The sequence below is a fragment of the Kitasatospora sp. NPDC086801 genome (genome assembly GCF_044745805.1).
GTDB lineage: Bacteria > Actinomycetota > Actinomycetes > Streptomycetales > Streptomycetaceae > Kitasatospora.
Map to the genome: position 1 here is coordinate 16,847 of NZ_JBIVAX010000052.1, position 12,357 is coordinate 29,203.

Annotated in this window: 13 protein-coding genes; 8 read left to right on the forward strand and 5 right to left on the reverse strand. The window is 73.7% G+C overall.

All coding sequences use genetic code 11. The annotated features are described in order from the left end of the window. Window positions 1–4: 4 nt before the first annotated feature. Both ACIPLC_RS33980 and ACIPLC_RS33985 read right to left on the reverse strand, forming a co-directional pair. Window positions 5–250, reverse strand: coding sequence for a hypothetical protein (locus ACIPLC_RS33980; RefSeq protein ID WP_400476896.1), 246 nt, complete (start codon window positions 248–250; stop codon window positions 5–7). Between the two features lie 75 nt (window positions 251–325). Continuing rightward, window positions 326–637, reverse strand: coding sequence for a hypothetical protein (locus tag ACIPLC_RS33985; RefSeq protein WP_400476897.1), 312 nt, complete (start codon window positions 635–637; stop codon window positions 326–328). On the opposite strand from ACIPLC_RS33985, the gene ACIPLC_RS33990 reads away from it, so the two are divergent. Together ACIPLC_RS33990 and ACIPLC_RS33995 are read left to right on the forward strand one after the other, a co-directional pair. After that, a complete protein-coding gene (locus ACIPLC_RS33990) occupies window positions 636–1,427 on the forward strand; it encodes an aminoglycoside N(3)-acetyltransferase (RefSeq protein ID WP_400476898.1) in 792 nt (263 codons plus the stop codon). The genes ACIPLC_RS33985 and ACIPLC_RS33990 overlap by 2 nt on opposite strands. 303 nt (window positions 1,428–1,730) lie before the next feature. Continuing rightward, window positions 1,731–2,678: an LLM class flavin-dependent oxidoreductase gene (locus ACIPLC_RS33995; RefSeq protein WP_400476899.1), complete on the forward strand. Its 948-nt coding sequence runs from the start codon at window positions 1,731–1,733 to the stop codon at window positions 2,676–2,678. 38 nt (window positions 2,679–2,716) lie between these two features. On the opposite strand, the gene hemC is transcribed toward ACIPLC_RS33995, so the two are convergent. From hemC to ACIPLC_RS34010, 3 genes are all read right to left on the reverse strand, one after another. Next, window positions 2,717–3,652, reverse strand: coding sequence for a hydroxymethylbilane synthase (gene hemC / locus ACIPLC_RS34000; RefSeq protein ID WP_400476900.1), 936 nt, complete (start codon window positions 3,650–3,652; stop codon window positions 2,717–2,719). Between the two features lie 107 nt (window positions 3,653–3,759). Next, window positions 3,760–6,072 carry an ABC transporter permease gene (locus ACIPLC_RS34005; protein ID WP_400476901.1) on the reverse strand — a complete coding sequence of 771 codons (2,313 nt, stop codon included), beginning with the start codon at window positions 6,070–6,072 and terminating at the stop codon, window positions 3,760–3,762. Continuing rightward, window positions 6,069–6,794: an ABC transporter ATP-binding protein gene (locus ACIPLC_RS34010; protein WP_400476902.1), complete on the reverse strand. Its 726-nt coding sequence runs from the start codon at window positions 6,792–6,794 to the stop codon at window positions 6,069–6,071. The genes ACIPLC_RS34005 and ACIPLC_RS34010 overlap by 4 nt, the downstream gene beginning before the upstream one ends. Window positions 6,795–6,911: 117 nt before the next feature. Here ACIPLC_RS34010 and ACIPLC_RS34015 point away from each other — a divergent pair, with 117 nt between their 5' ends. The 6 genes from ACIPLC_RS34015 to ACIPLC_RS34040 all read left to right on the forward strand — a co-directional run bounded on the left by ACIPLC_RS34015 (window position 6,912) and on the right by ACIPLC_RS34040 (window position 12,292). Then, window positions 6,912–7,787 (forward strand): sensor histidine kinase, encoded by an 876-nt coding sequence (locus ACIPLC_RS34015; RefSeq protein WP_400476903.1) that lies wholly within the window; start codon window positions 6,912–6,914, stop codon window positions 7,785–7,787. Further along, on the forward strand, window positions 7,784–8,509 hold the full coding sequence (locus tag ACIPLC_RS34020; protein ID WP_400476904.1) for a response regulator: 726 nt from the start codon (window positions 7,784–7,786) through the stop codon (window positions 8,507–8,509). The genes ACIPLC_RS34015 and ACIPLC_RS34020 overlap by 4 nt, the downstream gene beginning before the upstream one ends. 168 nt (window positions 8,510–8,677) lie before the next feature. Then, window positions 8,678–9,883 (forward strand): cytochrome P450, encoded by a 1,206-nt coding sequence (locus ACIPLC_RS34025; protein ID WP_400476905.1) that lies wholly within the window; start codon window positions 8,678–8,680, stop codon window positions 9,881–9,883. A 130-nt stretch (window positions 9,884–10,013) separates the two neighbouring features. Beyond that, the gene (locus ACIPLC_RS34030) at window positions 10,014–11,171 is read left to right on the forward strand and encodes a type III polyketide synthase (protein WP_400476906.1); all 1,158 of its coding nucleotides are present in this window, start codon (window positions 10,014–10,016) and stop codon (window positions 11,169–11,171) included. Then, window positions 11,168–11,752, forward strand: coding sequence for an NUDIX hydrolase (locus ACIPLC_RS34035; RefSeq protein WP_400476907.1), 585 nt, complete (start codon window positions 11,168–11,170; stop codon window positions 11,750–11,752). Before ACIPLC_RS34030 ends, ACIPLC_RS34035 begins: the two co-directional genes overlap by 4 nt. A gap of 114 nt (window positions 11,753–11,866) precedes the next feature. Next, a complete protein-coding gene (locus ACIPLC_RS34040) occupies window positions 11,867–12,292 on the forward strand; it encodes an SHOCT domain-containing protein (RefSeq protein ID WP_400476908.1) in 426 nt (141 codons plus the stop codon). The last annotated feature ends 65 nt before the right edge of the window (window positions 12,293–12,357 follow it).

Below are 12,357 nucleotides of genomic sequence, written 5' to 3' on the forward strand. Positions count from 1 at the left end.
GGAGTCAGGCGATGGCGGCGTCGAAGTCCATCTGGACCAGCTGTGGCGACGCGGGCGGCAGCAGGGCCGGGGCTTCCAGCTCGAAGTCCATCTGGGTGATCTGCGGGGCGGGCTCCATCAGGATCGGGGCGTTCACCTCGAAGCTCGTCCGGACGGGATGCGGCAGGTCCGCGACGGTGTCGGCGTCCCACGCGAGATCGACGTCCACGTCGATGTCGACGACGTCGAAGGCCAGGCTGCTGGTGATCACGGTCTCGATCGTCCCCTCGGAGCCACGGGCAGGAGCACATGCATGCTACTGAACACCCGTTCGCACCGACAGCCCTCAGCGGCGCCTCCGGTGCGCCAGCAGGCAGAGGTGGGAACGGTCGGCGCGCTGCGGGTGCGGCTGCTCCAGACGGGTCGTGACGGCGAAGCCCGCCTCGGCCAGCAGCCCGGCGAGGCGGTCCGCCGGGACGAGGTGCGAGGCGTACGACACCGGGTGCCCGTACGCCTCGGCGGGGTGCAGGCGGGCGTCGCCGGCATGGCCGCCGAGCAGCAGGTGGCCGCCGGGGGCCAGGGCGGCACGCGGGCAGCGTCCGGCCGAGGAAAAACCCGCTGGCGCACCGGCCCCGCCGACCTGCAAGCTGGCCCGCATGCGCGTCAACGGCCCACTCTGCACCCGCCAGTCCCTCGCCGCCGACCTGCGTGCTGCCGGGGTCGAACCCGGCGGCACACTGCTCGTGCACTCCTCGCTGCGCTCCCTCGGCTGGGTCTCCGGTGGGGCGGTCACCGTCGTCCACGCCCTGCTCGACGCCCTCGGACCGACCGGCACCCTCGCCGTACCCACCCACACCGGGGACAACTCCGACCCCGCCGACTGGTCCAACCCGCCGGTGCCGGAAGCCTGGTGGCCCGACATCCGGGCGTCCTGGCCCGCGTACGACCCGCAGGTGAGCCCCACGCTGGGAATGGGCGCCATCCCCGAGGCCGTCCGGACCTGGCCCGGCGCCCGGCGCAGCGCGCACCCGCAGACCTCCTTCGCCGCCCTCGGCCCGGGCGCCGCCGAGACCACCGAAGGACACGCCCTCGACTGCCTCCTGGGCGAGGCCAGCCCACTCGCCCGGCTGGAGGACCGCGACGCGCAGGTCCTGCTGCTGGGCGTCGACTTCGGCTCCTGCACCTGCTTCCACCTCGCCGAGTACCGCGTCCCGGGCCCGAGCGAGGACATCTCCTTCGCCGCCCTCACCCCCGAGGGCCGGCAACGGCTCACCGTCCGCGACCGGGCCATCTGCGCCGACGACTTCGCCGAACTCGGCACCGCCTTCGAGGCCGACCGCCCGAAGGCCGTCCGCCACGCCACGGTCGGCGCCGCCACCACCCGCCTCTTCCGCCTCCGCGACGCCGTCGCCTACGCGCAGCACTGGCTGCCCGACCACCGGGCGTAGGGCTGAACGAGCCATCCGGGGGCGAGGACGTGGGGACCGCCTCCAGCGCCGCGTCCGTCTCCGGCGCACCGCCGGGAATATTGACCATTCGTCAGTTCTCCGGTGATTCGCGGGCATCATTCCAGGCACGGACGCGGGGGAAGGGACGTTGAACTCACGGACCTCGCGCCACCGTCGCCGCACTCCGACGAACGCGCTCCCCGGAACGACGAGCCGCAGGACGGGGAGCAGGGCCGCGCACCGCGCGCGGGCCCGCGGAGGGGCGGCGCCCGTATGCGGCACGCCTTTCGGAGGATGATCGCCATGCAGCCCGACCCTCAGACCACCTCGCAGCCCGCCCCGCAGCCCACCTCGCAGCCCGCCCCGCAGGCCGCCCCGCAGGCCGCCCCGCAGGCCGTCAAGATCGGCCTCGGCCTGCCCCTCCAGGACCCCGTCCTGCTGTTCGAGTGGGCCCGGCGGGCCGACGCCGGCCCGTTCAGCACGCTGGGCCTGGCGGACCGGGTGGTGTTCGACAACCCCGAGCCGCTGGTGACGCTGGCCGCCCTGGCCGGCGCCACGTCCCGCGTCCGCCTGCAGACCGAGGTGCTGCTCGCGCCGCACCACGTCCCCGCGCTGCTCGCCAAGCAGACCGCCACCCTGGACCTGCTCTCCGGCGGGCGGTTCACGCTCGGCCTCGGCGTCGGCGGCCGGGAGGACGACTTCCTGGCCGCCGGCATCGACCCGCGCCGCCGGGGCCGGCTCCTGGACGAGCGGATGGCGGTGCTGCGCCGCCTCTGGGCCGGTGAGCCGTTCGGCGATGGGGTCGGCCCGGTCGGGCCCGCGCCGGTGACGCCGGGCGGCCCCGAGGTGCTGTTCGGCGGCTTCGCCCCGGCCGCGCTGGACCGGGTCGGCCGGTTCGGGGACGGCTTCCTCGGCGCGGGGGTGCCGCCGGAGGCGATGGCCGGGCTGTTCCAGGACGTCGAGAAGTCCTGGCAGCGGCACGGCCGCGACGGCCGGCCCCGGCTGGTCGCCCAGGCGAACGCCGTCCTCGGCTCGGCGGAGACGGTCGAGCAGGCCCGGCGCAACATCCGTGCGTACTACGAGTCCAGCGGCCGTGCCGACCGGATGGAGGAGGGCCTGCTCACCACGCCGGAGGCGATCCGGGCCGCCGTGGCCGGCTTCACGGCCATCGGCGCGGACGAGGTGATGCTGTACTGCTGGTCCCCCGAGGTGGACCAGGTGGACCGCTTCGCCGAACTGCTGTTCCGGTAGCGGTCGCAGAGCCGGAGATCAGTGCGGGATGCCGGAGATCAGTGCGGGATGCCCGCGATCAGCTCCTGTGCGCCCTGCCGCTTGAGGGCCAGCGCCGTGGAGGTGCCGAGGTCCTCGGGGCTGAGCGCGCCGGCCCACTCGTGGGCGTCCAGCACCTGCTTGCCGTCCGGGCTGAAGACCCGGCCGCGCATCGAGAGCCGGCCGTCCGGTTCGGCCTTGGCGTAGCCGGCGATCGGGCTGTTGCAGTGGCCCTGGAGGACGTGCAGGAACATCCGCTCGGCCGCCGCCTCGCGCCAGGTGTCGCGGTGGCCGAGCGCGGCGACCGCGTCGACGGTGACGACGTCGTCCTCGCGGCACTGCAGGACGAGGATGCCGGCGCCGATCGGCGGGCACATCACGTCGACGTCCAGGACCTCGGTGATCCGCGCCTGCTCGCCGATCCGCTCCAGCCCGGAGACGGCGAGCAGCAGCGCGTCGGCGTCCCCGGCGGCCAGTTTGGCGAGCCGGCTGTTGGCGTTGCCGCGGATCGGCACGCACACCAGGTGCGGGTGGGAGGAGGCGAGTTGGGCGACCCGGCGGACGGAGGAGGTGCCGATCCTGGTGCCGGGCGGCAGTTCGGCGAGGGTCAGGCCGCCGGGGTGGACGAGGGCGTCGCGGATGTCGTCGCGGCGCAGGTAGGCGGCGAAGACGGTGCCGGCGGGCAGCGGGCGGTCGGCGGGCACGTCCTTGAGGCAGTGCACGGCGACGTCGGCCTCTCCGGCGAGCAGCGCGGCGTCGACCTCCTTGGTGAACGCGCCCTTGCCGCCGAGCCGGGCGAGGTCGCCCATCCAGCGGTCGCCGGAGGTGGTGACCGGCACCACCTCGGTGCGCAGGCCCGGGTGCAGGGCGGCGAGTTCGGCGCGGACCCGCTCGACCTGGGCGAGTGCCATGGGTGAGGAGCGGGAGACGATGCGGATCAGCTCAGCGGTGGCCATGGCGCGATGATAGGCGCTCGAACGACCACGCTTGATGGTGCGTCAGCCATGCGGCGGACGGCCGGGCGACTTCTCCACCCGGCCGTCCGCCCGTCCGCCCTCCGCGGTCACTCGTTGTGCAGCACCTCGGCGATCGGCAGCCGGGCCGCCGAGCGGGCCGGGACGAGGGCGCCGAGGACGGCGATCGCGACGCCCGCGAGGGCGAGCCCGGTGAGCAGTGGGGCGCCCCAGACGTCGATCATGTCCTCCGGGAAGGCCAGGATCCGGACGTTCTCGGCGATCAGCCGGTGCGCCAGGATCCCGACCGGGATGCCGATGACGCCGCTGAGCGCGCCCTGCCAGGCCACCGAGGTGACCGTCATCGCGACGACCTGGCGGGGCGTCATGCCGATCGACTTCAGCATGCCGAGGTCCCGGCGGCGCTCGCGGATGGTGAGCAGCAGGGTGTTGAAGACGCCGAGCGAGGCGACCACCGACAGCAGGACGGTGAAGATCGTGCTGAAGGTCTTGATCGCGACGACGGGCCCGGCCGAACTCGCGACGACCACCGAGGGCGTCAGGCTCGGGTCCGCGTCCGTGACCGCCTTCCGGTAGGCCGCGGTGTCGGCGCCGTCGGCGAGCCGCACGTCGTACTCGACCGTGTGCGGGTCGGGGGTGAGCGCGGCCCGGGTGGCGTCGTTGGAGGTGATCGCGTTCGCGTTGCCCTGGATCTCCTCGCCGACGATGGTGACGGCCAGCTGTCGGCCCTCCAGCGTCAGGGTGATCCGGTCGCCGAGCTTGAGCCCGCGCTGGTCGAGGAAGGCCGGCCCGGCCTGGACCTCGTTCGGCCCCGTCGCCGGGCGGCCCTTGACCACCCGCAGCCACTTGGTGGCGGCGATGTCGTCGCCCCCGTAGAAGTCCATGAAGACGGGCTGGGTGTGGCCGACCACGCCCACCCGGACCAGCCCCCGGGTGACGACCTGCGCGGCTCCGGGCGTGGCCCGCAGCATCGCCTCGGCCTGGGCCGGGGTCAGCCTCGGCTCGGTCGCGTTGCCCCCGAAGTGGCTGGTCTGCACGTTGACGTGGGTCTTGCCGTCGCTCACGGCCATGCTCCTGCCCAGGGTGCTGCTCAGGCCGGTGGTCACCGTCACGGTGACCACGCCGAGCACGATCGCCGCCATGGTCAGCGCCGTCCGGCCGGGGCGGGCGAAGGGCTGGCCGAGGCCGAGGCTGACGGCGCGCGGCAGCCGGGTGCCGCTCAGCCAGCGCTGGACCTTCAGCCCGCGCCCGGTGCGCGGCGCGCTGCCGGCCGAGATCGCCTGGGCGGCGGAGAGCCGGTGGGCGCGCGAGGCCGGGACGAGTGCGACGAGGGCGACCAGCAGCGGGACACCGATCAGGGTGGCCGCGGGCAGCCAGCCGGCCGGCTCGATCACGGCGGTGCCGGTCGAGATTCCGGAGAAGGCGATCTTGAGGATCGGGAACGCTGCCGCCCAGCCGGCCGCCGTCCCGAGGACCGTGCCCGCGATCGCGGGCACCGAGACCATGGTCAGGTAGACCGTGACCACCTGGCGCGGGGTGAAGCCGATCGACTTCAGTACGCCGATGTGCCGGTAGCCGGAGACCACCGCGCCGCTCACCACGTTGCCGACGATCAGCGCGGCGACCGCCAGGCCGAGCACGCCGAAGACCGTCATCAGCGGCAGGTAGGCGTCGGCGCCCGCGGAGAAGGCCTGCTTGAGCACCAGGTACGACTGGGCGCTGGCGAGCGCGCCCTCGGGCAGGCCCTCGGTGGCCGCTCCGAGGGAGGCGGTCACCTGCTGCTCGGTGCCCGCGTCGGCGAAGCGGTAGAGCATCTGACGGCCGGTGGGGTGCAGGGCGGCCGCCTGCTCGGGGGTGACCCAGCCGCCGGCGGACTGGCTCATGGTGCTCGCGAAGCCGACGATGGTGAGTTTCAGCCCGGTGCCGGTGGTGAGCGGCTTGCCGAGGAACTGCGTCGCGGCGCCCCCGCCCGGTTGCTGGATGACCACCTCGCCGGGCGCCGTGGCCCAGCGGCCGCCCAGCATCTCCACCCGGTCCACCGGCCCGGCCGGATCGGCCCGGCCGACCAGGGTCAGCGGGCCCGGCGGGCGGCCGACCCAGTCGGTGGGGATCTCCACCACGGCCTGGTCGAAGGGCCCGGCGGCCGCCTCGACGCCCGGCCGGTGGGCGGTGGCCGCCAGTTGCTCCGCCGAGGCCTTGGCCGGGTCGAAGGCCGCGACGACGTGGGCGCCGCGCTCGGCGGCGAAGGCGTCGTCGAAGGGGGCCCGGGCGGCGCTGATCACCGCGAGGGCGAGCAGCACCGTCGCGGTGGAGCAGAACACCACCAGGCCGATCACGAAGGTCTGCACCCGGCGGCGCTTCACGGCCGCCCGGGAGGCCCGCCACACGGCTCCGCCGTTCACGACTGCGGCTCCAGGGTCCGCTCGCGCGCCACCTTGCCGTCCGCGACCTCGACCAGGCGGCTGGCGCAGCGGGTGGCCAGGTTGGGGTCGTGGGTGACGATCAGCAGGGTCTGGCCGATCTGGTTGAGGTCGATCAGCAGGTCCATCACCTGCTCTCCGGAACGGCTGTCCAGCGCGCCGGTCGGCTCGTCCGCGAGCAGCAGCGCCGGGCGGTTCATCAGGGCCCGGGCCACCGCGACCCGCTGGCGCTCGCCGCCGCTGAGCGCGGCCGGGTAGGTGTCCTTGCGGTGTGCGACGCCGAGTTCGTCCAGCAGTTCCAGGGCGCGGCGGCGCGCCTGGCGGGCCGTGGTGCCGGTCAACTGGGCGGCCAGGGCGACGTTGTCGAGGGCGGGCAGGTCGTCGATCAGGTTGAAGAACTGGAAGATCATGCCGATGTGGCGGCGGCGGAACAGGGCCAGCCCGGTCTCGTTCAGCCGCCCGAGGTCCTGGCCGTGCACCCGGACGGTGCCGGAGGTCGGCCGGTCCAGCCCGGCGACCATGTTCAGCAGGGTGGACTTGCCGCACCCGGAGGGGCCCATCACGGCGACCGCCTCGCCCGCCCGGATCCGCAGGTCGACGCCGTCCAGCGCCTTGGCGTCGCCGAACTCCTTGTGGACCCCGGACAGCTCGACGACGGCCTGTGCGTCGTCCGGCGGGGTGGTCCCGTCGTGGTCGTTGCTCATGGTGGACGACGGTAGGCGCGACCGCCCGGGCCCGGCGTCCCACCCGGGGTGTAACCGGGGCGGCCGTAGTACCCGGGATGTACGCGGGCGGCACCCCCGGATGATGTCGATCATGCCGTGAGCTGGGAAACTGGCGGTGTGTGGGGAACGGGGACGAACTGGGCCGCCGTAGCGGTGGCGAGCGCGGCGGTGGCGGGTACGGCGGTCGCGGGGGCCGGCTGGCTGGGCGTCGCGCTCGCCCGGGCGCGGCGGCTGCACCGGGCGGCCATCGGCGAGCGCGGCTGGCTGCTGGAACGGGAGCGGGAGAGCGCCGCCCGTACCGCCGTGGACGCCGAACGGTCGCGCATCGCCGCCGAGTTGCACGACATCGTCAGTCACAACGTGAGCCTGATGGTGGTCCAGGCCGGGGCCGCGCGCGAGGTGCTCGCCACCATGCCCGAGGAGGCGGCGGCGGCGATGGGCGCCGTCGAGGCCGCCGGGCGCGACGCGATGACCGAGCTGCGGCACCTGCTCGGGCTGCTCGCCCCGGCCCCGGACGGCACCGACGAGGAGGCGGCGGGCGGGTTCGCGCCGCAGCCCAGCCTGAGCCGGCTCGGCCCGCTGATCGACCGGTTCGCCTTCGCCGGGCTGCCGGTGGAGGTGCGGATCTCGGGCGAGCCGAGACCGCTGCCCGGCGGCGTCGACGTGACGGCGTACCGGATCATCCAGGAGGCGCTGACCAACGCGCTCAAACACGGGGACGGGGTGACGGCCGAGGTGACGGTGCGCTACGCGGACCACTACCTGCGGGTGGAGGTGCTCAACAGCGGGCCGAGCGTGCTGGCGAGCGCCCCGGCGGGGCCCGCCGAGCCCGTACGGCCGGCCGACGGGGCCGGGCGCGGGCTGCTCGGCCTGCGCGAGCGCGTCGCCGTGTACGGCGGCGACCTCGACGCCCGGCGCCGGCTCGGCGGCGGCTACCGGGTCCGCGCCCGCATCCCGCTGGACCGGCCGTGACCGGGGCCGTGGTGGAGCCCGGGCCGGAGCCGGAGCGCCGCCCGCGGGTGGTGATCGCCGACGACCAGGAGCTGGTCCGCACCGGCTTCCGGATGATCCTCACCGCGCGCGGCATCGACGTGGTCGCCGAGGCCGCCGACGGCGCCGAGGCGGTGGCGGCCGCCGTCGCGCACCGGCCCGACGTCGCGCTGCTGGACATCCGGATGCCCGGCATGGACGGCCTGGAGGCCGCCCGCCGGATCCTCGCCCGGGCGCCCGGCTGCCGGGTGATCATGCTGACCACCTTCGACCTCGACCACTACGTCTACGCCGCCCTCGCCGCCGGGGCCAGCGGCTTCCTGCTCAAGGACGTCACCTCCGCCCACCTCGCCGCCGCCGTGCGCCTGGTCGACACCGGGGACGCCCTGCTCGCCCCCTCGATCACCCGGCGCCTGGTCGAACGCTTCGCCGCCGGCGCCCCGCGCCCCGCCCCCGGCGCCGACGGCCCGCCGCTGCACCGCAACCTCGCCCCGCTCACCCCGCGCGAGGCGGAGGTGCTGGCGCTGCTCGGACGCGGGCTGTCCAACGCCGAGCTGGCCGTCGAACTGACGCTCAGCGAGTCGACGGTGAAGACGCACGTCGCCCGGATCTTCGCCAAGCTCGACCTGCGCGACCGGGCCCAGGCGGTCGTCCTCGCGTACGAGACCGGGCTGGTCCTGCCAGGGGGTGACCGGGAGAACTGACAGTCAGTCAACTCCCTTGATTTGCATGACAATCATCCGGCTAACTCGTTAGAGCTAACTCCCGGTCCGATTCACACTTTTGCCAGTTCATGGGGGAACATCTCCATGTCCGAGCCCGAACGAGAAATAACCGTTCGGGCGGCATTATCACGACATTTGGACAGGCCCGTGACTACCTCCGCCCCCGTGTGGGACTGCCCCTTCAACCACACCGAAGGCCTGGAGTTCGACCCGCTCCTCAAGCGACTGCTCACCGAGGCCCCGATCGCCAGGATCCGGCTGCCGCACGGCGAGGGCGAGGCCTGGCTGGCCACCCGCCACGAGGACGTCCGGATCGTCACCACCGACCGGCGGTTCAGCCGCGCCGCCGGCATCGGGCGCGACCTGCCCAGGATGACGCCCGCCCCGATCGCCCAGGCCGAGGCGATCAACCTGATGGACCCGCCGGCCCACAACCGGCTGCGCCGCCTCGTCGCCCAGGGCTTCACCAACCGCCAGGTCGAGCGGATGCGCCCGGCCACCCAGCGGATCGTCGACGGCTACCTCGACGAGATGGCCGAACACGGCTCCCCCGCCGACCTGGTGCACTTCCTCTCCAGCCGGCTCCCGCTCACCACCATCTGCGAGCTGCTGGACATCCCCGAGCAGGACCGCGCCGAACTGCGCGGCCACGCCGTCGCCATGATGACGATGGGCCCGGGCAGCCGGGCCGGCCAGGAAGCCGCCAAGGCCGCGCTGCGCGGCTACTTCACCGAGCTGACCGCCGCCCGCCGCGCCCACCCCGGCGAGGACCTGATCAGCGCCCTCGCCACCGCCCGCGACGGTGACGAGCTGCTGGACGACCAGGAGTTGGCCGTCATGGCGATGGTCCTGCTGGTCACCGGCCACGACACCAGCACCTACCAGCTCAGCAACATCACCTACACCCTGCTCACCCACCCCGAGCAGCTCGCCAAGCTGCGCGCCCAGCCGGACCTGCTGCCGCGCGGGCTGGAGGAGCTGCTGCGCTTCATCCCGTTCCGCCAGGGCGTCGGCATCGCCCGGGTCGCCACCGAGGACGTCGAGCTGGGCGGCGTGCTGATCCGGGCCGGCGAGCCCGTCCACGTCTCCTACCTCGCCGCCAACCGCGACCCGGCGATGTACGAGCGCCCCGACGAACTCGACCTCGACCGCGGCGCCCCCACCCACATGGCCTTCGGCCACGGCCAGCACCACTGCCTCGGCGCCCACCTGGCCCGGATGGAGCTCCAGGTCGCCATCGGCACCCTGCTGCGGCGCTTCCCCGGCCTGCGGCTCGCCGTCCCGCCGTCCGAACTCGACTGGCGGACCGGCTCGATCTGGCGCTACCCGCGCACCCTGCCGCTCGCCTGGTGACCTCCTCCCCACGCCGCCGCCGGCTCCGCCACGGAGCACCGCGCGGCACCCGACCGACGCATCCGTAGGCCGCCCACGCAGGCCGCCCACCGGCCCGCCTGCCCAGGCCACCCAGGGGGAGACCCACACCATGGCAACACTCTGCCGCCCTGCCATCGCCGTACCCGAGAACGTCATCACCCTCGACCAGACCCTCGACCTGGCCCGCGGCCTGCACGCCGGCCACCCGCAACTCGGCCTCGTCCTGCGGCTGATCGAGAACACCGGGGTGCGGACCAGGCACCTGGTCCAGCCGATCGAGCAGACCCTCACCCACCCGGGCTTCACCGCCCGCAACGCGGTCTACGAGCGGGAGGCCAAGCTCCGCGTCCCCGAGGTGGTCGAACGGGCCCTGAAGCACGCCGAGTTGGGCGCCCGAGACATCGACCTGATCATCTACGTGTCCTGCACCGGCTTCATGATGCCCTCGCTGACCGCCTGGCTGATCAACGCCCTGGGCTTCCGCTCCGACACCCGCCAGATGCCGATCGCCCAGCTCGGCTGCGCGGCCGGCGGCGCCGCCGTCAACCGCGCGCACGACTTCTGCCGCGCCTACCCGGGCGCCAACGTGCTGATCGTGTCCTGCGAGTTCTGCTCGCTCTGCTACCAGCCGACCGACCTCGGCGTCGGCTCGCTGCTCTCCAACGGCCTGTTCGGGGACGCCGTCGCCGCCGTGGTGATGCGCGGACACGGCGGCACCGGCGTGCACGTCGAGCGCAACGGCTCGCACCTCGTCCCGGGCACCGAGAACTGGATCTCCTACGGGGTCAAGGACACCGGCTTCCACTTCCAGTTGGACAAGCGGGTGCCCGGCACCATGGAGATGCTCGCCCCGGCGCTGCGCGGCCTGGCCGTCGAACACGGCTGGGACGTCTCCGGGTTGGGCTTCTACATCGTGCACGCCGGCGGCCCGCGCATCCTCGACGACCTCTGCCACTTCCTCAACCTGGAGCCGGCCACCTTCCGGTACAGCCGCGCGACGCTCACCGAGCGCGGCAACATCGCCAGCGCCGTCGTCTTCGACGCGCTCGCCCGGCTGTTCGCCGACGGCGGCGTGGCCGACGGCACCACCGGCCTGATCGCCGGTTTCGGACCGGGCATCACCGCCGAGATCTCGCTGGGGAGTTGGGTCGGCGAGCCGGTCGAGGCCGCCCGCCGCCGGCCCCGGGCCATCTCCACCTCGGACATCACGCTCGTCCATCCGAGCGCCCCCCGGCGTTTCCCGGCCGGCACTACGATCACCGAATGACCGACACCACGCACCAGGCGGACACCGACGACAGATCCGCCGAACTCGCCGCCCTCTTCCCCGCGTTGCACGCCCCGCAGTACTGGACCTGGGGCCGGTACGACGCGCTGTTCTCCACCGTCCTGCCGCCGGACGAGCTGGTGACCAACATCCATCTGGTGGGCTTCGCGGACGACAAGGTGGTCCTCTGCCGGGACGACCGGGACCACTGGTTCCTGCCCGGCGGCACCCGGGAGCAGGACGAGAGCATCGCCACCTGCCTGGCGCGCGAGCTGCGCGAGGAGGCGGGCGCCCGGCTGCTCGGCGAGCCGGACTGGCTCGGCGCGCACCGCTGCCGCACCGAGGACCCGACGCCGTACCGGCCGTGGCAGCCGCACCCGGAGAAGGCCTGGCTGTGGGGCTGGGCGGAGGTCGCGGTGGACTCGACGCCGACCAACCCGGCGGACGGCGAGCAGGTGGTCGAGGTACGGGCGGTACCGGCGGACGAGGCGCAGCGGCTGCTGCTGGCCGGGCACGACGCCTGGTGGGGCGAGCTGATCGGGCTGGCCGTGGAGCTGCGGCGACGGGCCGGACGGGCCTGACCCCTCCTCCCCCTTCGGTATGGTCCCGCCAGGATATTCCCGCCGGGCCGGAGAACCACTGGAACGGCCGAACAGCAGAGAGCAATGTCCGTTTTGCGGTGATATGACTCGGCCATGGACACCAACATGCTGGCCGTGGACTACCCGGTGCTCAACATCTTCTGGACGATGCTGGAGCTGTTCCTCTGGATCCTCTGGTTCTTCCTGCTGTTCAAGATCATCACGGACATCTTCCGCAGCCACGACCTGGGCGGCTGGGCCAAGGCCGGCTGGCTGCTCCTGGTGATCCTGCTGCCGCTGATCGGCGTGCTGGCCTACGTGATCGCGCGCGGGACGTCGATGAGCCAGCGGGACGCCGCCCAGGTCCAGCAGAGCGAGGCCGCGTTCAAGGCCTACATCCGGGACGCGGCCGGAACGGCCTCACCCGAGGGTGGCGGCGGCGGCCACGTCGACGGCCTGGCCAAGCTGGCGGACCTGAAGGAGAAGGGCGCCATCTCCGAGGAGGAGTACCAGAAGGCCAAGGACAAGCTCCTGACCTGAACCGGCCCGCACGGCGGCCGGGGCCGGTGGACGTCTGCGCGTCCACCGGCCCCGGCCGCCGCGGT

Excerpts from the sequence above, each read along its gene's own strand:
- ACIPLC_RS33990 (WP_400476898.1), top strand. The coding sequence starts at position 636 with ATGCGCGTCAACGGCCCACTCTGCACCCGCCAGTCCCTCGCCGCCGAC.
- ACIPLC_RS33985 (WP_400476897.1), bottom strand. The coding sequence starts at position 637 with ATGCGGGCCAGCTTGCAGGTCGGCGGGGCCGGTGCGCCAGCGGGTTTT.
- ACIPLC_RS33995 (WP_400476899.1), top strand. The coding sequence starts at position 1,731 with ATGCAGCCCGACCCTCAGACCACCTCGCAGCCCGCCCCGCAGCCCACC.
- hemC (WP_400476900.1), bottom strand. The coding sequence starts at position 3,652 with ATGGCCACCGCTGAGCTGATCCGCATCGTCTCCCGCTCCTCACCCATG.
- ACIPLC_RS34010 (WP_400476902.1), bottom strand. The coding sequence starts at position 6,794 with ATGAGCAACGACCACGACGGGACCACCCCGCCGGACGACGCACAGGCC.
- ACIPLC_RS34030 (WP_400476906.1), top strand. The coding sequence starts at position 10,014 with ATGGCAACACTCTGCCGCCCTGCCATCGCCGTACCCGAGAACGTCATC.
- ACIPLC_RS34035 (WP_400476907.1), top strand. The coding sequence starts at position 11,168 with ATGACCGACACCACGCACCAGGCGGACACCGACGACAGATCCGCCGAA.
- ACIPLC_RS34040 (WP_400476908.1), top strand. The coding sequence starts at position 11,867 with ATGGACACCAACATGCTGGCCGTGGACTACCCGGTGCTCAACATCTTC.